Consider the following 21670-nt stretch of genomic DNA (forward strand, 5'->3'; position numbering starts at 1 on the left):
ATTCTTTTTTGTTATTCATTTGTTACTAAATGTTGTAATCGACTTATAATCAGTATAGTATTACTTTCTGTATCGGTAAGTAAATGATATAACTGATTGATAATTAAGTGTTTTTTTTGATTTTATCCAGAAAGAAAAAATCCAGTTTTATTTTTCTTAAGCATTATGAATAATTACTTGCAAGCATCGCGCTTTGCATGAAGAGTTAACTTTTGAAGCATGGTCAACTAACTTGTTGTGGATTCCTCGAGTCGCTTTTTATCGATGATCCTAATCTGCTTGCCCGTCAGTGCTATGATATCATCTTTTGTGAGATCCATGATAACCCGGAACACCGTTTCATAGGTAGAAGCTGAATATGCAGCAAGATCATGTCGGGATAGTGTCAAATTGATATAGCCATTCGAGTCTTTGCCAAACTGTTCTTCCAGCGAAAGCAAGGACTGTGCCACCGGCCCTTTAACCGGCATATGCGCCAGGTCGCGCATTTTCCGCTCGGAAACATCCAGTTCTTCTGCAAAAAGTACCATGAGTTTATAACTTAGGTCGCTATTGGTTTTCAGCGAAGCTTCAAAGAACTTGATGTCCACAAAACAAACTACCAGCGGCTCAACAGCGGTGGCGGAAACGCCGTAGACGAGTTTGCTACCCAGCCCACGGTGACCTAGTATGGAACCATCAGCAGCAAACCTGATGATGAGTTCTTTGTCGTCTCCCCATTTCTTATGAACTTTTGCCGCGCCGGAATAAACAAAATAAATGCCCGTTACCGGTTGCCCCTCGCTGAATATCCCCTCTCCTTTTTTGAATTTCAGGTTTTGTTTATGGAGATTGATGGTTTCGCGCCATTCGGGAACGGTATTACTGCAGAGAAAACATTTTTCGAGGTTACATTCTTTCTGGAGCTTATTCATGGCCTTTCGTTCTTATATTCGGTTGGTAATGATAGGATAATTTGTCAAAAGAAAAAAGCTATCCGGGCTTTCGCGAAGAATGGGGTCCCCGGTGTAAAACTCATCTGATCGACAGGTGCTGCTTCACCTCTTAGCCGGCTTACCTGTTCAACGGCATATTCGTTCCACTGTTTGTTCAGTAGATTTTCTACGGTAAAACCGAACTCGCAGCGCTTTTTACTGTAATTGATCTTCAGGTCGGTAACAAAATAACCATCGGCTATCAATGTATTTGTGTTATTTCCGGGGCGGTTGTGCATATACCGGTAACTCAGTCCGCCGTTAATGCCGTTATTAAATTTAAAATCCAGGCCTCCGGTACTGGTCAGCGTAGGCGCAAGCGCAAGGTAGCCGGTGCTTTTTGTACTGTCGGCATATCTTGGATTGGCCATGTTGACATTCAGATCGGCAAAAAGCCATTTGGCCAGCTGGTACCGGGCAGAAATATCAATGCCGGAACGTTTGGTTTTACCACCCGGCGCGATGTCACCATCATCGGTGTAAACAAACTCCTGCGATAAGTACAGGTACCAAACAGCGGCGTTGACGAACAAACGCGGCATTGGCTTCCAATTCAGCCCCAGGTCCAGGCCATATGCTGACGGAATAGTTTCCAGCCCGTTGTTGGCGATGACAGCAATCGCGTTATTGGAATGGAACCCTTTACCCGCTTTCAGATAAAATTGAATTTGTTCGTTAACCGTATACTGAACATTCAGTTTCGGATTTACCGCGAAACTGTTTTTAGTGGAATCATGGTAAGTGAATTTAAAGTAGTCCAGCCGCGCACCGGTATTGAACTGCCATTTACCGCTTTCCAGTGTTTCATCCAGGTAAATGGCCGTATTGTTTTGTCGGATGTCGCCCTGGGTGATGTTATCCAGGAATTGGTATTGTTTGGTAACGTGGTCATAAACGGTGCCATAGGTGCGGTCAAAGCGGCTGGTTAAACCAATGATGGAAGTCAGGAGGTTATTGCCCCAGTATTTGCGTTTACTGATTTTGCCGTTATAGCCGAACATATCCCGTGTTTCCGCTTGCTGGCGCTCGTCGCCGTTAACACTGTCTGCCGCGAAAAAAGTGGAATTTACATGCAAGGAAAAAGTGTAATGGGTATAGTATAACTGATTTTCCACAGTCCAATCGTTTTTCAGGTCGGTAGTTAAGCGGGCTATGGCATTGATCCTTGTTGACTTACCTCCCTGGGCGCTGTCGAGGGTGGCAAACCTGTCCATGGTTACAGAAGCAGCCGGGATTCTGACCGCGTTTCCCTGTTCGTCCAGCGCCACCGTATTAGCAGCAGCTACCCGTTCGGGTATTTCCCCGGAAGCGATCCAGCTGGTACTAAAGGTAGAAGCGCTTAGTGTTAACTTATTATTTGCTCCTATTTTTTGGGTGTACTTCCCGAACAGATTGGTCCGTTTATAATGTTCCGGTAGCTTAAAAGCTCCGTCGGTATAATTATATTCTCCGGCGATATAAGCTGTTCTTCCGTTTGGTGCGGCTTGCTTCCCTAACAGATCGACCAGTCCGGTGATGCGAAGGGTATGGAACTGCCCGCCCTCCAGGCTGATCATGCTCCTGTCAATAGCGTCTTTGGTGGTATAGCTTAAATAGCCTGCTGTGGCCAAATCGCCATAAGCGGAGTAATACGGGCCCTTGCCAAAATCAAAATTCTTTACCGTTTCCGGGATCAGAAAGTGAAGGTCGGCATAACCCTGTCCGTGGATATGGGAAACCATATTGACCGGCATTCCGTCGACCGAAACATTCAAGTCGGTGCCATGATCCGCATCGAAGCCCCGTACAAATATCTGTTCCGCTTTGCCGCCGCCCATATGCTGCGCGATGAACAAGCCGGGAACCAGGCGCATCAGGTCCTGTGAGGAGTTGACCGGGCGTAACCGCAGATCTAAAGTGCTCAGCGTGTGAAAAGGGCTACACATCAGCGAGGGGATGATCACCACCTCTTTGAGGTCAACCTGCCCGTTATCCATTGCAATGGTCACCGGAACAGTTGAACTGTGCAAGGGGAGAACTTTTGTCGTGTAACCGATATAAGTAATAGTCAAAGTGGCCGTCTCCGATGAAAGCGAAAGCTGAAAGTCCCCGGTTTTATTGGTGCAGCATAACTTGCCATTTGCGCGGATACAGGCGCATTCCAGCGGCTGTTTAGTGGTATTGTCGGCGATATGGCCTTTATATATATATTGTGCGTTTGCCCATTGCACCGCTAAAACGGTGGTTATGATAAGCAACGCTATTTTTTTTAGCGTATTCATTGGAATATATATTGAGTAAAACCGCTTGCGGTTTGTTAATCGTTGAAAATTGTTCTTCAGTCCGAAGAGACTGTCCGTGCATAGAATATCCATTGGAGGTGCCAAAAGACTCCTCCATGTGGGTAGATTTAATTCAGAATTAACTCAATTGGGGTGGGCGGAATATGGAGAGTAAGATGCCTGGAAGTTTGCTGCAATTCCCTGTGAGAGGGAACGCGTTTTCAATAGCCATCCGCCATAAGGTGCTGTTGTGAAAGAAATTGTTGACAAAATAATCATCCTGAAACAGGTTTTTCTGCGCCTGATTTTCGGCATTGTTTTGTTTGTCTTCAGCTTGCCTTATCTTTTTCATCAGGTAGCATTTACCGTTGCAATGCAGGAAAGGCTTATTGCGGTTTTCACACAGTTTGGCGGTGATATAGCTTTGGTTTAACTTGAATCCGGCGTAAACGAACAACCGGGAGTAGTTAACGGTGAGCACCGAGAAAATCAAAAGCCAAGCCGTTAACCGCTTTAACATGTTTATACTTTAAAATATTGATTGAATAGAGTTAAGCGTTTTTTTACCCCACTAAAGTAGGTTTTGGCTGATGTTGCGTTCGTCGCCTGCTTAAGTTGATTAACCTGTTCCATCAGCGGTTCCAGCCATTTATGCAGGGCCAGGTGATCCGGGCCTTTCATCCGGCATTCTTTGATCATTTGATCGATACCTGCCTGTAACGAGGTGCCTGCCTGGTGATAATCAGTTAAGGTATTGCCATTGACTTTTTTGACGATCTGCCGGAGACGGTCAACATTATTTCCGGTCGGTTGGTCAATCTTCCATTTGTTGCCGTTGTTCAGCGCTAATTCCCCGGAAGCTTTTTCATGTTGATAGCGGCTCGTTGCATGTAGTGCTAAAAAAGCAAGTGTAAACACAATAACAGTGATCAATTTTTTCATTATAAGTCTTTCTTTTTAAATATTTTAAGTGCAAAAAATAATGGCACAATGATCCATATTATTTGCATCAACAGGGAGAATACGATCCCGATACCGCTCCCAAAAAACTGCTGGTACAGCGCCCCGGTATAGCCCATTAGCGCAGAAATATCGAGTTGCAGCAGGATCAGGATACGGGCAAGGTCTATCGGGTTTAATGCTGTCAAAACGATCATCGCCTTTTCCAGCGGGTAGTCGGCAAAAATGGTCAGGAACAATAAAACAAGCCCGTCAAATATGATCGAGAAATAGAACCAGAGCATTAAAGCTAACCCAATACCCTTGGCTTTATCACGGGTAATGGTTGATGTCAGGAAAGCCAGCGAAATAAAGGTTAGTGTAAGCAGGCAGCCCGAGATCATGAGTGTGATGCCGGTTGTCGAAAAAGCGAACAGGCAAACGGGAATACATACGCCAATAAAAAAGGCAAGCAAGATCGAACTGCTGATCCCGATGAATTTTCCCATTAAGATATTTCGCCTGCTGATGGGTTGCGATACCAGCATTTCTGTAAATTCTGCTGCATTGAAATAATAGGTAGTTGCGTAAACAATACTCACCAACGGAACGATGATCAGGATGATCGTCGTAATACTTACCAGGCCTTTGGTTACATCAGCATCGGATAGGAAAATGGTTAGGCTGATCGCCAGTAATAAAAGCGTATACGCCAGCAATACCTTGCTGCGTACGATATCGAGGATGATATATTTCGCGATCTTTAGCATTATCGAGAACTTAAAATTTGTGTTAGGGCCTTACTTAATTTCTGCTCGCCGGTCTCCAGTTTCAGATCTGTTAAGGTTTTATAAAATTTGATCTGGCCTTCAAAAAGGTAGAGGATATGATCGGATATTTCATCGGCTTCGCTCAGGATGTGTGAGGTGATGAGGATCAGCTTGCCTTTAGATTTTTCTTCCAGTATTTTTTCTTTCAGCGCCTCAGCGGCCAATGGGTCAAGCCCTGCAGACGGCTCATCCAGGATCAGTACATCAGGATTAAACATAAATGCCAGCGCGGCGCTTACTTTTTGTAATGTGCCGCCGGATAAGGTGCGCATGGTTTTTTGATACATGCTTTCCAGCTGGTAAGCTTTGAGCAGTTCTGTGTCAACCGCGTCCTGTTGCCGGATATCCATAACCATTTTAAAAAGCTGGCCGATCTTCATATTATCGGGGTAATGCCCTATTTGGGGCATATACCCGATATTCCTTTTATAATCAAAGGTGTTCAGAATAGACCTGCCTTGAAACAGGATTTCTCCGCCATCCGGTATAACCATCCCGAGGATAGATTTGATCAGCGTGGTTTTTCCTGAAGCATTAGGCCCGAGGATAGACACTACCCCGCCGCTTGCAAAGTCGCAGCTTACATTTTTGAGTACTTCCAGTCGCCCAAATGATTTTTTAAGTCCCTTAACCGCTATTATCTTTTCCATGGTTTCATTCTTGGTTGTTCGTCTTTAACAGATTCGGGCGTAATGGAAGGAATGGCGCGTTCTACCTTATCGATCAGGTTGACGATGAAACTTCGCATCAGCATAACGCTCTGCGGGTTCTGTTCGATGATCTGCGCGTAAAGGCTTATCGGGCGGTACGGAATGTCACCGGTACCATCCTTATTCAGGTCATAGCCTTCGTATTTGTCCCAGTAGTTGTCGTTGAAATAGATCTCTTTTAAAGTTCCGTTTGTGGTCACGTCAAAAGAGTTTCCTTTATAGTTGTTTTGGGTAAAATTATCCTTGTTACAGCTGGCCAGTACCCGCATGGCCCAGCCATTGGATATAAAATCGTTATGGGTCACCGTAATGCGGTCGGAGTTTTCCATATAGATACCGGTGGTGTTCCGGATAAAATGGTTGCCTTCGATCCGCGCATCGGTGATCTCTTTGAGCAATACACCATAGATAGAACTGCCCCAGTTTTCAATGAACGTATTGTCCAGCATGGCGATGCGCCGGGTATACATCACAGATACCCCGGAGCCATTGTTTTTAAAGGTGTTGTGCCGATAGGTATCATTATCCGAGAACATAAAATGCAAGCCGTAACGGATGTTTTTTTCACTGAAATTATTCTCGATCAGGCATTTTTTGGCGAATTCAAAATAGATCCCGTCCCGGTGGCGGGTCACGTAGTTTCCGTTGAGCAGTACTTCTTTACATTTCCATAAATGGATGCCGTTCCCGGAATTCTCGATGTTGTTGGAGCCGGTAATATGATTATGCAAAACCTGGATATGTTTACAATTGGATAAATAGATCCCGAAAAAATTGTTGACGAGCGTATTATTGCTGATGGTCACAAATTCCACATTACTTAAGCGGATACCAGCAAAATCGCGCATGGAACCTGTCTTGGAATTCTTGATGATAAAACCGTCCAGTTTAACATGACCGGAAGTGATCGTCAACACTTCCTCCTGGAAACGGGCATCCAGGATTGGTTGGTTCTGCCCTAAAATGGTCAGTTCTTTATCCACTATCGTATTCAGGGAGGTATAGGTTCCTTTTTCGACACGTAGGGTATCGCCATTTTTAGCGAGGGTTACCGCCTGCTTGAGCGTGGCCACTTTTGTTCCGGGAGCTACGATGATTGTGTGTGCCAGTACAGGAAACGGCATGACAAACAGCCAACCTATTTTAAAGATCAGCGATCTCATTATTTGTTTTTACTTAATAACAGCAACCAGTCATACACCTCCGCCGACCTGTCCTTTTTTGCGGCCTCTGCCGCCGGCCTGGAAAGAAAAGCCGCCAGGTTGCCACCCATAGGAGAGGACAGCGAACTATCCCGGAGGAAATAACATTTGCGGGCATCAGAAAACTGCACCGAACCGGTAAAATCGTTCACTAAAAAAACACTTTTAGTATCGTTAGCGATGGCCGAATTTTCCTTTAAAAAACCGGCCATGCATTCAGCCGCGTCAAATTTGAATACTTTGCCTTTGGCGGTGATCAGTTCAGCAGCGAAACGCTTATCCATGATCGTCATTTTACAATGCGCGCAGGCATCTTTACCATAGCGTATCGGGTCGGGCCCGTGGCTGCAAGCCGTCAAAAGACAGCAGAGCAGCATTGTAATGATGTTTAACCTTTTCATTTGATCTTGTTTGGAGAAATTTTCGGTTTATAAAAAAGTGCAGTTGCAGCCAGTAACCCGCCTAACCCTACTAAGAATCCACCCGTATCGGGTAACGAACCGGCAGTGAAATTGAGCAGTTGTTTGTAGCCAAAGAGTGGCGGCTGGTAATTCATTCCTTCTACTTTGATTGCAGCGTGCGGATTTAGTTTGTGTCCATAGCTATATTCCCATAGATAAAAATCTCCAAAGCCAGCGACAGCAAACAGGCATAAACCAATGAACCATACCCATAAAAGTTTCCGGCTTTTGGCGATGGCTGCGGCAATACCAATGAGCGTCAGCGCCCCAAAGACATAGGGAAGTATCTTAAATTCTTTAAAATCGTCGACCGAAATAAATTTCATGCCGATATAATGGTTTAGGCCGTTGATCTGATCGATACTACCCGTCAATCCGTTCAGCCAGATCTTCATTTCCAGGCCTTCAGGATATTGGGGAGCCTCCAGTAAAATATGCCATAACGGAACAAAATAAGCGCTCAGCATCAGCAAACAGCTGATGAAGATCAACACTCTTGTATGGGTTTTCATGATCAGAGGGTTAACAAAGTGTATAGTGTTGGAAAGCACTATACACTTTGATCTGTAATTATTGGGTTACCGGGTTTTCGCCGATAGAGAATTTAATGGGTACATTGGAGCCTGCTGGTGATACCCTGAAATAGCCCTGCATTTCCTGGTGAAGCGCTGAACAAAAGTCGGTACAGTAGAAGGGAACAATCCCTACCAGGCCCGGAACCCATTTTAGGGTGCAGGTTTCACCTGGCATGATCAACAGTTCTGCATTACTTGCCCCTTTAATTGCAAAGCCATGCGGTACGTCCCAGTCCTGCTCCAGGTTGGTTACGTGTACGTAAACTTCGTCTCCAATTTTTATACCTTCAATGTTATCTGGCGCCAGGTGTGAGCGGATTGCTGTCATATATACATCCACGCGGTTGCCATTCCTGACTACCCTGGTGTCTTTTTCGGATTTAGTTACATAAGCGTTTTTATTTTCCTCCAGCTTGAAGAATTTTACCTGGTTTTTAAGGATTTTTTCCGCAGGGATCATTTGCGCGTAATGCGGTTCGCCAATAGTCGGAAAATCAAGCAAGAGCTTCATTTTGTTCCCTGTAATATCAATGAGCTGACAAGCCTGGGCCAATTCCGGGCCGGTTGGCAGGTACCTGTCTTTGGTAATTTTGTTTAGTGAAAGCAGGTATTTACCAAACGGCTTTTTTGAATCTCCGCCGACAATTGACAAGTGGCCCGGAGAATAATAAGACGGTATCCTGTCAATAATTTCAAGGTTATCAACTTTCCATTTTACAACCTCTGAAGAAACGAACATCGTGGTATAGGCAAAGCCTTTATCATCAAACTCAGTGTGTAATGGGCCTAACCCCGGTTTTTTAACCTCCCCACGAAGAACTGATTCATATTTTAATACCGGTATGTTGCCGGCAATCATACCATCAAATTGTTTTTTATCAATTGCGTCCAACATTTTTTGGTAGGAGAAAACAGGAATAATCGCCGCGAGCTTGCCGCTGGCAACAATGCTTAAACCATCAGGGCTCACATCCACACCATGTGGAGATTTGGGGCAAGGCATATAATAAACCAAGCCGGGAAATTTGGTAACGTCAAGCGTTTGGGTTGCCGTTTCAATAGTGGAAGTGGCGGTATGGCTATTTTCGTTATAGACGTTGTGCGCATATTTGGCAGTTATTTTAGTACCCTTTCCCGTGGCTATTAATTCTTCCGCCTTTTTCCAGTTCACTGCCATTATAAAATCTTTGTCCCGCTGACTCGCATTTACCTCTAATAGCGTGTTTGCTTGTTCTGTATTGTAACAAGTAAAAAATATCCAATCATGTGAGGTACCTTTACCCGCGTGCGCCAGGTCATAGTTAAATGGAGGTACAATCAACTGGAATGCAAGATTCATGGCTCCCTTATCCTTATCAACCTTAACAAAAGATACAGCTCCTTTGAAATTTTTCTTGTAGCTGTCAATAGGCACATCGCCGTTACTATTATCAAGAGGCTCGCTAAAACGGGTGTTACCCACTACGTACTCTGTGTTTTCTGTACAAAACGGAGAAGCGTGATTTCCACCGATATTGGGCAATTCAAGTATTTCTACCGTTTTAAAAGTAGCAAGATTAATCCTGGCTATACGCGGGGTGTTGTTCCCGTTAATGAATAGCCATCGGCCATCGTCCTCGCCGTTTGTTTTCGAAAGCTCCGGATGGTGAGAATCATCCCAGGGAACGAAGCCGTGTGAAGTATTCAGCATCGGTTTTGTCTCTTCCGAATAGCCATATCCGTTTTCAGCGTTTTGCGAGAAAACCGGAATTACTTTTAATAAACGGCCGGAAGGGATCCCATAAGCAGCAACCTGCCCGCTAAACCCGCCTGATAAAAAGGCATATACTTCATCGTATTTACCCGGGGCTACGTATACTTTCTGCGCTGCATCGGCATCGACTGATGAGCCGGCTTTTCCCGGTTTACAGCCATAAATGGTAACGCCTGCCAACAAAGCCAGTGCAGGTACCAGTAATTTATAAGGTGAAAATTTCATAATCGGTAAGAGTTTAAATGTTATTTGCTATCAGTTTGTCTAAAGTATTCCAGGATCTGACGGGTTTCGTCATCCGTTACATTCTGGAACGTCATTTGGGTCAGGTGTTTTTCAAGCAACGCTTTGCCAACCGGATCTTTCGCTTCCATTTCTACAGGGTTGGTAATCTGGTTCATGATCCATTCCGGTGTGCGCCTTTTGGTAACGCCCAACAGACCGGGGCCAACAATCTTCTGGTCGGTCATTTTATGACAGGCTCCGCATTTCGCATTGAAAACGACCAGGCCTTTGTCGGCCATTGCTGGATCGATAGCAACCAGTTTTACATCAGTAAACCTGCCGACACCTTTACTATCACTTTTAGCCGCCGGGTCGATGTCTGCGGTTGCCGCCGGCGTCGTTGCCGAAGTGCTTTCAGTCGCGGAGTCGCCGTTTGACGGACCACACGCATATAAAAAGCTCATACCTGCTACAAGCAGCGTCAGAAGTAAGGTCTTTAAATTTTTCATTTTTGGTTTTTTAAGTACGATAAAAGTAGGAGGAAGTAGTGGGCTTAGAAGTGACCGCCCTTGGCTTTAAATATGATTTAAATCATATTTAAAGCCAGGAACAAGCCATATCTTATTAAGTTTTACTTTTATAATATATAGTTTATATCATGTTTTTAATAAAAGATAAAAATGTCTTTTATTGAGTCAAATTTTTTTATTTCAAAAAGTATTTATGCTGCCGGAACTCTTCGACCAGCTCGGTAACCGGCTTCTTGCTGAACTCGGTCATTAACAGATCCCGGATGGGTTTGACCTGTTCATGCATTGGGCAGGGCTGTGTTTCTGAACACTTCTCTAACCCAAGTACACAAGAGGTGAATAGGCCATTGCCATCGATGGCCCGTACAATGTCGATAAGGAAAAGGTCCTGTCCATTTTCAACATAAAAACCACCGGTAGGACCCTTTGCCGATGAAAGGATCTTCTTTCGGACGAGCGTTTGCAATATCTTGCCTGTAAAATGCATGGGCGAGCCAATTGCTTCAGCAACTTCGATGATGCCTGTCTTTTCATTCTTTCTGCTTTTAAGTGCGACATAAACCGTCGCCCTAATGGCGTATTCACATGATTTGGATAGTATCATTTTTTGTGCTGTTGATTTTACAAACCTAAATATATAATTATCCTTTAAGATAACTCCTTTTCAAGCTGAATGGCTTTTGGGAACAGGATATTGCTTTCCAAATGGACGTGACGATGCAGATCGTTTTCATATTCTTCCAATTTCTTGAACAGGATGGTATAAGAACTGCAGGCGTCCACAGGCAACTGGTAATTTGAAGTGATTGTTCTTATGGTTTCAAAATCGCCGCCTACCTGCTCATGTTCAGACTCCATGATCTGTATCGGTACGGAGATCTTTCCAAAGTTTGCAGAAGGTAGCATACCGCCTGAGTTATAAACCTGCGCCAGTTCTTTGATAAAAGGGAACAGTATTTTTTCCTCTTTGACCATGTGCAGGGTCAGGTCGTTCCCGATCCGTTCGAATAACTGGGCTACCTGGATAAGTTCAGGATGCCTTTCGCCATGGACGCGGGCCACTTTTTGCGCTATCTCCAGGATGAAAGCCGTATTCTCGCGTACATAACGATGGTGGGTATTGATAATATACTCACTCAGGAAGCCCAGGTCCCAGTTCTGAAAATCGTTTTCGCTGGTGGTGGCTTCTTCACCATTAACGGCCGCTAACTGGCGCTCTACTTCCTCAGGGCTGATCCCTTTTTTCTCGCAAACTTCAGCGATGGTTTTTTTACCGCCACAGCAAAAGTCGATGCCCATGTTTTTAAAGATCTGCGCTTTACGATAATCTTTAGCCACGATCTCTCCGATGGTTTCCGTGTGTTCCGCTTCGGTCTTTTTGGCGATCTTTACCTGCCATACTTCCGGCCCGCTTTCCAGGTAATCCCAAATGAATACCTGGCCTCTTTCGGCTAAGAGCTGATAGTACAAAGGTTTAGGATCATGGTCATTGTGAATAATAAAAGCCTCGCCGGCTAACAATGAATCGAACTTGTCAAAAATCTTTGGATGTTTAAACCGTGGTTCGATCACGGTAACGTCCAGAATGTCTAATATTTCCATTTTCTAAATTGTTGAATAATAAAAGACAAATTTATCTTTTATTGTTTATTAAAAAAGTGATTCTCATCACATCTGGCTCTTAGACGTTGCTTTTCGTCTTTAAAAACAATAAAATGCCGACCGGAAGAAAGGAAAGGCAAAGTAAAAATAACAGGAATTGGTAAGATGGGATTGTGATGGAAAACAGCGCTAACAAGGGTTGGATAAAGAGCACGCAGAGGTAGGCCACCACGAGGATGACATAGAGGATGTTAACGATGGTAATTAATTTACAGGACCAGATTATGCCTTTTCTTACCAATTGCCCGATCAGCAGCGGCATGATTATTCCCAGGGTAAGCAAATGGATGTAACCAATGATTAGGTTACGATTGAGAAAAGTCCAATCACCGATAGCGGGAATACAGACAAATAACTGAAAAATACATTTGAAAGTCAGGCCTATGACAGCCGCTCGTTCTATAAAAGACAAATCGCGCCATAGCGTTTTGAAATTAAGACAGAGCGCCAGCCAGCTGACCAGATTCAAGCCCGCGCCCGAACAAGCCAATATCCAGCTAACTTTACCGGTTTTGCTCCATAAGGTAAAAATAAAATAAAGCGGTATCGCGGAAAAGACAAAAAGATATAGCCATCGCCTTGATCGTCTTCCTAATGGCTTGACCGGTAAAGCAGCAGCCAATAGTCCCAAAACTGCCAGTAACATAAACCCGTTCATTTGGAAATGCAGGTAAAAGTAGATAGCGTCCTGGTAGTACGGTGTATTTTTAAGCCCCGATGCAGCCAAAGGGGCCAAGGCGAATGGCCCCAGCGCTGAAAGACATAATAAGATCAGGCTTCCCCGGAGGAGGATATAAGCCGTTTCACTTACACGGTTTTTTAATAGATCTCCATGAAATACGAGGTAGGTAAAACGAAAAGTCACAACCATAAAAAGGGTTGAAAAACTGATGGAAACCAGTTTATAGCCTTGCCAGGAGAAACTGGCCAGCATACCATAAGCGCTGACGAGCGTCAGTAAAAGGACAATTTTGAAACCGGAAGCCATTTTACCGTCACCGCATAATAATGCGATCAACAAAGCGATAGAAAAGAACATCCAGCCTGAGAAAGCAAAGTGCGAGTGGGCATGCAGAATGAACTGGTAATCAAGTCCGGGAATATCGTAAAGCTGTATATAACGCAGCATTACGCCGAAGATGCTGAGTACAATAAAATTAACCATTGCCCAGCGGGAATAATTAGACCATTTCATTAAATGCCCAATAATCGTTTCCCTTCTTCGGTAATGCTGTGATAAGACCAAACCGGTTCCCAAACGAGCGCGATGGCAGCCGTATAACCTTCATAATGGCCCTCAATACAGTTTTTAACTGCGGATACAATGCTTTCACCCATCGGGCAATACGAAGAGGACAAGGTCATCTCAACATTGACCAGGTTTTTCTCCGCGTCTATGTCAATGCCGTAGACCAGGCCGAGATCGATAACATTAATATGCAGTTCCGGATCCATCACCAGGCGGAGTGTTTCCATCATTTGTTCTTTTAAAAAGGAATTGGGGTTGGTAATATCAAAGCTTGCCATAAGTTACTGTTTTATGAAATAGTACGATAAAGATGTTGGACAGGTACAGTATGGCGGTAACCATCAGCGCCGCTATCCCGATATAGATCAGCGGCAGGAACAGCAGGTAACAGCCTGGCATAAAGGTTAGGCAAAAGATCAGGTAGGCCACGGTTTGTGCCTTCAGGAGGTTATCCGCAAAAAGGTCTGCGGGCATTGGGGTTTTAAACTTGCCGGTCAGGTGTTCGTAGTGTTTAACCCAAACAATAAATGGCAGTGTCTTAAAGGTTTGCCCCAATATTAAAGCGGTGATCCAGCCCATCAGCATAAATTCGCCATAGATCATGGAAAAACGAATGGTCATCGGGTTGTTTTTGAGGTGGAGGTAGATAATAAACGGAACGGTCAGCGTAGCGATCTTTAACAGGATAAAAGACAGGAAACTGTTCATCATCGGCAGGTCGATATGCTTTCTTAACCGTGACCGCAGGCATTTTAAAATGAAGATAAAATAGCAGGCTATTCCTGAAGCTCCGATCGTAAATATCAGGTAGGTGCGGAGACTAAGCCCGAAAAGGTAAGAATCGATCAGGAAGTACAACAGCGCGCCGACGATCAGGTAATAACTGTAGGTGAGCAGTTTGGTGTTTTGGTACGATGATACCAGGAACATGGGTACCAGTTTGGAACTCACTCCGATCAACATCAGCAAAAACCAGCCGATCAATCCAAGATGCGCGTGCAATTTCAGAAAATGCAAATGGTCCTGCGGAAATATGGACAGGGTAAAATTAAAGACCAAAGCCGCACCTAATGCTACCGTCAGGCAAAGACAGATACAGGCGCTAAAGATAAAGTCCTCCTGGATGGTCTTCTGATTTTTCATTTTAGCGGTCAGGTATACATTCACCGTAAACATGATAACCGCCAAAAGCAATAAAATAGCCCCGCATTGCATGTGGATGCCGGGCACAAATACCCAAAATGAATAAACCAGTGAAATCAGTCCCGGCAAAAAGAGTGCGAAACTTAACCAGGCAAGTTTTTTGCTGTACAGGTCCGTTTCCAATACCACCGGGATCAGTTGGTAGGATGCGCCCAGTATGATCATTGTTCCCCAGCCGAGCGCGGCCATATGGGTGATAGCAAGGATCTGCGGATGAAAATAGTGCCCGGTAAAAGCTTTTACGGAGAACAGCATCATCACAGAAAGCACCAAAAAGCAAAACGCGGCCGCCACATAATGGGTCACCACGATTTTATAAAGGCCAGGGTTCTGCTTGATCCCACTCATTTTTTATAGATCAGCATGTTGATATCGGCAGGGCCGATCGTTTTAAAGACATAGGTCAATTCCTGTTTCTCCAACTCCGGCAGCAGGTATACCGGGATCTTTTTGTGGTATACAAATAAAGCGTTACCCGCCACAAGGTTCGGTGTTTGCTCCAGGATGGCAAGCATGGGTTTTGGCATCTCCAGTTGGCGGACATCAAGAAAAATAATTCGGTGTTCGTCAAATCTTTTCAGCAGCCGGTCAAATTCATCATTATCATAGGCCGGGACTGTTAAGGGAATGGTAACCGTTTCGTCCGCATCAGATCCTGCTTTATTAAAATAAGTTACGACCAGGTTTGGTTCGGGATGTTCCACACGGAAGGAAAATCCTTTGTCTGCCAGCAAATGGATCAATGGCAGCGGCTCGAAGGTATTAATAAGTTTTAGTCCCTGACCGTTTTCGAGTTTCTTGATACAGGCTAATATTTCTTTTAGCGGGTCTTTATCCTGGGCCAGTACAGGACGGACATCCAATTCAAGATAATCCAAAGGCTCCTGGAAAGAAGCATTCTGCAGGGCTATATCATTCCCAACGGAAGTGTCAGCGGTTACTTTGAACCCGATCTGCTTCATGCTCCACATAAAATCAGCGATCTCGGTTTTTGATATTTTGCAGGCATCGGCGATGCTTATTCTTTTTACCAATAAATTCCGTAATACCGGATTTCTAAGTTTTGAAAACTTTTTGTTCAAACCGACCAGCGTCCCGATCACCAGGTCACGGTCAACTTCAAGAAGCTGACTGATCTTTGTTTGCGGAGTAATTGTAAGTTTCATCAAGCAAAAATGCACATGTCAGCGTGTTTAAAATATGATATAAATCATGTTATATGATGACTTCAATGCAAGTAATGAAATAGGATATGATGGAGTTGTGATTTTGGTTTACCGAAAGTTCCGCCCCGGTTGAATATCAAGCAAAAAAAAGCGTATCCGAAAACAAAATAAGCAAGAGTGAAACAAGCCCATGTTTCACTTGTAAACTTTAATTCAAGCAAAATTTAGAAGGATGAAAACAATGCGAATTGACAAACTAGTTTTGTTGGAGTCTTTTTTTTGATAAAAAATTTTCAAGTTATTAACATTTTTTGTTATCTTATTTATTTGTTACCCATTTGTAACTCAAGGTGTATAAATAATTGATAATCAAAATTATGTTAGTTTCTGTATCGGCAAGTAGTCAACGTAACTAATTGATTTTTAGATTTTTACAATAAATCTACGGAAAGTCAAAATCTCACTTTTTATTTTATAAATATCAGTTTTTCAGGTAATTGCAAATAAGACCAATTGGTATATTTGCATGTTTTGTTACTGATATTGTTTTATTTTGATGTTTATTTGTTACTCAAAGCGTCGTTATCCTCTCGTTTTTTAATCCCAACAAAATCATTGCGACAATTGGTGACTATTTAACACTAAACAGTGCTAAATAGCACAAAACACCACTAAAAGCAGGAAACGTAACAACGGATGTCCGACACATAATTTTCATATGCTATATGTTCAATTCTGATCTAATTTTGAAAATTTAATATATATGAGTTCAAACTTCACAATTCTCCACCTGTAATAATTGCCACTTTATTTTTTACTTTTCCCAATCTTTTGTGATCGAGGAATCCTAAGGGCTTTGCTATTAATCAGCTAAAAAGCTAAAACAATGCCCCTTTGTAAGCCTTCATTGTATTTTTCCTGGTCGAACTTATAAAGGTAGGGAGCCCGGTGCGGGCCGATTGGTCTTGTTTCTTTCAGTTTCAAAACGATGCCTGATGCAAGTAACTTTCTTTGAAAATTTCTTTCATCAAGAGATCTCCCAAGTATCGTTTGATATAAAGCATGAATTTCGGGTAATGTAAATTTTTCAGGGAGCAACTCATAACCAATCGGATAAAACGCAATATGCATTCGAAGGGTCCGTAAAGCTTCAGAAATAACAAGCTTATGATCAAACATTAACGGGGGAAGGTCGCTCACCGGCCACCATTGGCATGCTGCATCAAGTGACCATTTCTTTAGTTCAACTGTCGAGAATTCTGTCAACGTATAGAAACCTACAGATACAAATCTGTCAAAAATCCAAAGGTCTTTAGGAACTTCAATTCCAGACAGTTTGCGAAGGTTTTCCGGATTTTTTTCAGCGTCTGTTGCACGATCCGGGTTACCAAAACAGTGAAACTGTTGCAGGAAAAGATTTTTTAATCCGGTCCTTGATGCCGAAATGCGGGCGGCGGCCTCTTCGATGGACTCATCCCGGCCGACATAGCCACCTGTAATTGTCCATTTACTGGTCGCAAGGGTCTGCTGCAATAGTACTTTCAGCTCTTTATCATGATAGCCGAAAATAACATTGTCGACTTGTATATGGTGCAGGTACCTGTCGGGATGCGTAATAATTTCTATTTCAGAATATTCCATAATGAATCAAAATATCATTTGAAAATACAAAGTTATACACTATTCTGTTAAATAGACAGAATAAATTTTGACATACAATGTAACAATTATATCTTTATTCTGTCAAATAAACAGAATGAGGTTCTGTATCTTCAAAACCAATTAAAATGAAAAGCTAAACATAGTCGCGGGACTATTTCTGGCGTTAAACGTAAACCCTCAATATTTTCCAATCATGAAATCATGAGGAAAGCGCTGTCAACGCAATTTGATTAGCAGTATATAACCTAATTATAAAGGATCATAAATAAGTATAAATATGAAAAGTATGAAGTCCATCCAAAATAGCGGGCAGTCTATTAAACTAAAGATAGGGCTGTTTATGCTGCTTTTTTTGAGTTTTGTCGCTTCCCATGCCCAAAACAATTTAACCCAGGGAAATGACGGCCTGGCTCAAAAATTTAAGACAACCGACACGTTGTTTAAGCAACCTTATGTGGATGTTGATGAATGGCGAGACAAGCCGGTAAAACATCGGTACATTCATGGTGGATTCAAGGGCACCAGTTCAAAATTTTCCTTCTATTTTCCTCAGAAGGAAAAATATCAGGGCCACTTTTTTCAATACATTACACCATTCCCGGATAGTGAGAATGGATCGCAGGGAAGAACCGGCGAGGAAGACAAAATAGGGTTTAGCCTTACTCATGGAGCTTATTTTATTGAGACCAATGAAGGCGGCAATTTCAGCTTTAGTGATCCATCGAAATCTGACCCATCACTGGCGGCGTATCGGGTAAATGCGGCTTCGGCCGAATTCTCACGGGTCATTGCCAAGCAGATCTATGGTGGAAATCGCCCATACGGATACGCTTTTGGCGGCAGCGGGGGCGCATATCGCACAGTTGGAGGTTTTGAAAGCATAAGTGGTGTTTGGGATGGAGTAGTTCCTTACGTGTTGGGGTCTGACCAGGCTATCCCCAATGTATTTACCGCGCGGATGTTTGCCATGAGTGTTTTAAAGGATAAGTTTCCGCAAATTATTGATGCACTGGAACCAGGCGGAAGCGGCGACATGTACGCCGGGTTAAATCAGGAAGAAAGAACCGCGCTCCAGGAAGCTACCAAAATGGGATTTCCCGTAAAAAGCTGGTTTGGTTACAAAACAATGGGTACGCAGGGTTTTTCAGTTTTATACCAGTCTATTGTTCGTATTGACAGCAAATACTTTGAACATGACTTTTGGACCCTGCCCGGCTACCTCGGACACGACTCACCAGGGTTATTTCTAAAAGGACGAATTCAGCAGCGCAGTGTTATCAAGGCGCTCATCAACAGCGACCAGGCGGCTACTTTGGGGCTTAAAAAGCCGGTGTCAGCGGAGGATCGCGGAACGGCTGGAGCCGCGTCTAAAAATATAGGCGGCGTTCAGGATGGAATGCCGGTTGCATTTCAGTTGCAGGATAAACTTAAGGATGTTTATTTCCTCGGCGGCGATCTGATCATAAAAAGTGGAGCGGCCGCCGGAAAAGTTCTGATTATAAATAAAATAGAAGATGACAAAGTAGTGTTGGGGCCTGTTGATTCAACAGTGGTTGCCAAACTAAAAACAGGGGATTCGGTACAGGTTGATAACTCTAACTTCCTCGCCATACAAACCTATCACCGCCACCAGGTACCGGGAAAGGAATATTATGTATGGGATCAGTTTCGCAATGCCGATGGCACACCTAAATATCCGCAACGTCCGTTGTTACTGGGGCCGCTGTTTACAAAAGGAGCGGCCGGTGTCATTCCCACCGGCAAATTTAAAGGTAAAATAATTTTGCTCGAATCCCTTTGGGATCGCGAAGCTTTTCCGTGGCAGGCAGATTGGTACCGAACAAAGGTCAAAGCGAACCTCGGGGACAGCCTTGACAACCATTTCAGGGTATGGTTCACAGATCGTGCTTTACACGGAGATGTATCAATTGAAGATGATCCAACAGAAACCATTAGCTATCTCGGGGTTTTACAACAAGCGCTCCTTGATCTGAGCGCGTGGGTAGAAAAAGGTATTGCTCCCGCGGCCAGTACTAATTACAAAGTTGTCGATGGGCAGGTAGTAATTCCACCAACCGCAAATGAACGAAAAGGTATACAGCCCGTAGTATTGGTGAAAGCGAATGGCAGCAAACGTGCTGTAGTTAAAATCGGCGAGACAGTTACGTTTACCGCATTTGTCGATGTGCCGGAACGTATGGGAAAGTTAGTAACTGCCGTTTGGAACTTTGATGGCTTATCGGCGGACTTTAAAAAAAAGATCGGCGATTTGCATGGATGGAATTTTGTTACTTCCGGAGCCTTTCCAGTTTCTACGAAATGGGTTGCCGTCAATAAAACGGGGTCGCGTGTTAGATTGACAACTACTTATAGATTTTCTAAACCGGGCACTTATTTTCCGGCATTGAGAGTGGCATCACAACGCCAAGGCAATGCGAACACTTCGTTTACCCGTATTCAAAATTTGGATCGGGTCAGGGTAGTAGTGAAGTAATTTTACTTATTATAAATTGGCGTATTCGTCTTGCTTTAATCATGTTGATTTGAACTTTATAATGCAAAGTTAGAGCAGCCTGCACGGGGGGAATAACAGAAATCAAACGGATGCTTATGAAAGTAAAAAAATTTCTCTTGATTTGACAGAAAGCTCGTTCAGTGTTTTTATTTTCACCCATCCCGGAGTATGATGGTTTGTAGCCTGGCACAGGCAAATAAAGAAATAGTTAAGCAAATATGAATAATATCAAAAGTATCACTTTAACCGCAGTGTTTTTTTTGTCGGCTTTTTTAGCGCAGGCGCAGAAGCCAACTCAAAGCAAAACAAAGAGCGATGCTTATTTTGTCAACCCTATTTTTGCGGGTGATTACCCTGACCCAACCATCATGCGGGAGGGTGACGATTATTACATTGTACATTCATCCTTTGAATATTATCCTGGCCTGTTAATCTGGCATTCAAAAGATCTGGTTAACTGGGTTCCGGTTACACACGCGCTGAATAAATATGTGGGCTCGGTATGGGCGCCAAACTTAGTTAAGTATAAAAACAAATATTACATCTACTTCCCCGCAAGTAACAGCAATTTTGTGGTTACCGCCGATTCTATAAAAGGTCCATGGAGTGAGCCGGTTGAACTGAAGGTCAATTTTATTGATCCCGGGCATTTTACCGATAAGGCAGGTAAACGCTATCTTTATTTCAACAATGGCGGCTATTTGCCGTTGTCGGATGATGGGTTATCTATAACCGGTGAATTAAAACCGGCTTACAGCGGCTGGAAGATCCCGCGTGAATGGTCGATAGAATGTTTTTGTTTGGAAGGACCTACAATGGCTAAACGGGGTGATTATTATTATTTGACCGTAGCGCAAGGAGGGACAGCTGGTCCTGCAACAAGCCACATGGTAATCTCCGCACGCTCTAAAACACCGTTCGGGCCATGGGAAAATTCGCCTTATGATCCGATCATCCGTACAAAAGACAATTCAGAAAAATGGTGGTCCAAAGGTCACGGCAGTTTAGTGGAAGGCCCGAATGGTAAATGGTGGATGGTTTTTCATGCCTACGAGAACGGTTATTATGGTATGGGGCGCCAAACTTTGCTTGAGCCTGTAGAATGGACAAAGGAAGGGTGGTTTAAAGTACCCGGCACCATTAAAACTGATGCGCCGATATTAAAACCAAAACAAAGTAAGTTAACAAGTTCATTTACCCTAAGCGATGACTTCAGCGGCCATAGCTTAAAACCCCAGTGGCAATTTTTTGGAGAATACGACACCACAAGATTTCACGTGAATGATAACAGCTTAACAATAAAAGGTAAGGGTAAATCTGTAGCTGATTGCGCTCCTTTAACTTGTATTCCTTCAACCCACTCTTATACGGCACAGGTGGAGTTATTTATAGAGGGAAGTGCTACGGGTGGACTGACACTTTTTTACGACAACAGGTATTATTCGGGAATATTGGCTGATAAGCAAAATATTTTGGCGAACCTGAGGGGATGGCAGTTCCCAACCGAAAAAAATGCGATAAATAAACATGTGTTTCTAAAGATCAGGAACATAAAAAGTACAGTTGATATGTATTACAGTATAGACGGACGAAACTGGATTAAAATAGAAAATTCTGTCGAGGTATCCGGTTACAATCATAACGTACTGGGCGGTTTCGTCAGTTTACGAATAGGATTGTGTGCTGTAGGTGAGGGCACAGTTAAATTCAAAAATTTCGTTTATCAACCAATAAATTAACATTAATGGTGATT

General features: G+C 43.4%; 20 protein-coding genes. 2 read left to right on the top strand and 18 right to left on the bottom strand.

What is annotated here, in order from left to right:
* Positions 1-227 precede the first annotated feature (227 nt).
* From AC1RM2_RS26755 to AC1RM2_RS26840, 18 genes are all read right to left on the bottom strand, one after another.
* Positions 228-914 carry a Crp/Fnr family transcriptional regulator gene (locus AC1RM2_RS26755; RefSeq protein WP_492988165.1) on the bottom strand — a complete coding sequence of 229 codons (687 nt, stop codon included), beginning with the start codon at positions 912-914 and terminating at the stop codon, positions 228-230.
* Between the two features lie 44 nt (positions 915-958).
* Positions 959-3235 carry a TonB-dependent receptor gene (locus tag AC1RM2_RS26760; protein ID WP_492988166.1) on the bottom strand — a complete coding sequence of 759 codons (2277 nt, stop codon included), beginning with the start codon at positions 3233-3235 and terminating at the stop codon, positions 959-961.
* Positions 3236-3374: 139 nt separating this feature from the next.
* Positions 3375-3587 carry a hypothetical protein gene (locus AC1RM2_RS26765; protein ID WP_492988167.1) on the bottom strand — a complete coding sequence of 71 codons (213 nt, stop codon included), beginning with the start codon at positions 3585-3587 and terminating at the stop codon, positions 3375-3377.
* A 170-nt stretch (positions 3588-3757) separates the two neighbouring features.
* Positions 3758-4177, bottom strand: a complete 420-nt coding sequence (locus AC1RM2_RS26770) for a hypothetical protein (RefSeq protein ID WP_492988168.1) — start codon at positions 4175-4177, stop codon at positions 3758-3760.
* Complete coding sequence (locus AC1RM2_RS26775) at positions 4177-4944, bottom strand: ABC transporter permease subunit (RefSeq protein WP_492988169.1); 768 nt, start codon at positions 4942-4944, stop codon at positions 4177-4179. Before AC1RM2_RS26775 ends, AC1RM2_RS26770 begins: the two co-directional genes overlap by 1 nt.
* Positions 4944-5654 carry an ABC transporter ATP-binding protein gene (locus AC1RM2_RS26780; RefSeq protein WP_492988170.1) on the bottom strand — a complete coding sequence of 237 codons (711 nt, stop codon included), beginning with the start codon at positions 5652-5654 and terminating at the stop codon, positions 4944-4946. The genes AC1RM2_RS26775 and AC1RM2_RS26780 overlap by 1 nt, the downstream gene beginning before the upstream one ends.
* On the bottom strand, positions 5642-6877 hold the full coding sequence (locus tag AC1RM2_RS26785) for a nitrous oxide reductase family maturation protein NosD (protein WP_492988171.1): 1236 nt from the start codon (positions 6875-6877) through the stop codon (positions 5642-5644). Before AC1RM2_RS26785 ends, AC1RM2_RS26780 begins: the two co-directional genes overlap by 13 nt.
* Positions 6877-7317, bottom strand: a complete 441-nt coding sequence (locus tag AC1RM2_RS26790; RefSeq protein ID WP_492988172.1) for a nitrous oxide reductase accessory protein NosL — start codon at positions 7315-7317, stop codon at positions 6877-6879. The genes AC1RM2_RS26785 and AC1RM2_RS26790 overlap by 1 nt, the downstream gene beginning before the upstream one ends.
* On the bottom strand, positions 7314-7889 hold the full coding sequence (locus AC1RM2_RS26795) for a hypothetical protein (RefSeq protein WP_492988173.1): 576 nt from the start codon (positions 7887-7889) through the stop codon (positions 7314-7316). Before AC1RM2_RS26795 ends, AC1RM2_RS26790 begins: the two co-directional genes overlap by 4 nt.
* Before the next feature lie 58 nt (positions 7890-7947).
* Positions 7948-9930 (bottom strand): Sec-dependent nitrous-oxide reductase, encoded by a 1983-nt coding sequence (nosZ, locus tag AC1RM2_RS26800; protein WP_492988174.1) that lies wholly within the window; start codon positions 9928-9930, stop codon positions 7948-7950.
* A 20-nt stretch (positions 9931-9950) separates the two neighbouring features.
* A complete protein-coding gene (locus AC1RM2_RS26805; RefSeq protein ID WP_492988175.1) occupies positions 9951-10439 on the bottom strand; it encodes a c-type cytochrome in 489 nt (162 codons plus the stop codon).
* 196 nt (positions 10440-10635) lie between these two features.
* The gene (locus tag AC1RM2_RS26810) at positions 10636-11064 is read right to left on the bottom strand and encodes an RrF2 family transcriptional regulator (protein ID WP_492988176.1); all 429 of its coding nucleotides are present in this window, start codon (positions 11062-11064) and stop codon (positions 10636-10638) included.
* A 44-nt stretch (positions 11065-11108) separates the two neighbouring features.
* Positions 11109-12062, bottom strand: a complete 954-nt coding sequence (gene ric, locus AC1RM2_RS26815; protein ID WP_492988177.1) for an iron-sulfur cluster repair di-iron protein — start codon at positions 12060-12062, stop codon at positions 11109-11111.
* 79 nt (positions 12063-12141) lie between these two features.
* Positions 12142-13317, bottom strand: a complete 1176-nt coding sequence (locus AC1RM2_RS26820; protein WP_492988178.1) for a hypothetical protein — start codon at positions 13315-13317, stop codon at positions 12142-12144.
* Positions 13317-13649 (bottom strand): metal-sulfur cluster assembly factor, encoded by a 333-nt coding sequence (locus AC1RM2_RS26825; protein ID WP_492988179.1) that lies wholly within the window; start codon positions 13647-13649, stop codon positions 13317-13319. Before AC1RM2_RS26825 ends, AC1RM2_RS26820 begins: the two co-directional genes overlap by 1 nt.
* Positions 13636-14922, bottom strand: coding sequence for a cytochrome C oxidase subunit I (locus AC1RM2_RS26830; protein ID WP_492988180.1), 1287 nt, complete (start codon positions 14920-14922; stop codon positions 13636-13638). Before AC1RM2_RS26830 ends, AC1RM2_RS26825 begins: the two co-directional genes overlap by 14 nt.
* Complete coding sequence (locus AC1RM2_RS26835) at positions 14919-15740, bottom strand: DUF2249 domain-containing protein (RefSeq protein ID WP_492988181.1); 822 nt, start codon at positions 15738-15740, stop codon at positions 14919-14921. The genes AC1RM2_RS26830 and AC1RM2_RS26835 overlap by 4 nt, the downstream gene beginning before the upstream one ends.
* Before the next feature lie 870 nt (positions 15741-16610).
* On the bottom strand, positions 16611-17381 hold the full coding sequence (locus AC1RM2_RS26840; RefSeq protein ID WP_492988182.1) for an NUDIX hydrolase: 771 nt from the start codon (positions 17379-17381) through the stop codon (positions 16611-16613).
* Positions 17382-17688: 307 nt separating this feature from the next.
* Between AC1RM2_RS26840 and AC1RM2_RS26845 the strand changes: the two genes are divergently transcribed.
* Positions 17689-19896 carry a hypothetical protein gene (locus tag AC1RM2_RS26845; RefSeq protein WP_492988183.1) on the top strand — a complete coding sequence of 736 codons (2208 nt, stop codon included), beginning with the start codon at positions 17689-17691 and terminating at the stop codon, positions 19894-19896.
* 239 nt (positions 19897-20135) lie between these two features.
* A complete protein-coding gene (locus AC1RM2_RS26850; RefSeq protein ID WP_492988184.1) occupies positions 20136-21656 on the top strand; it encodes a family 43 glycosylhydrolase in 1521 nt (506 codons plus the stop codon).
* The last annotated feature ends 14 nt before the right edge of the window (positions 21657-21670 follow it).

It is taken from the genome of Mucilaginibacter sp. GW822-FHT03E02, from assembly GCF_058801545.1.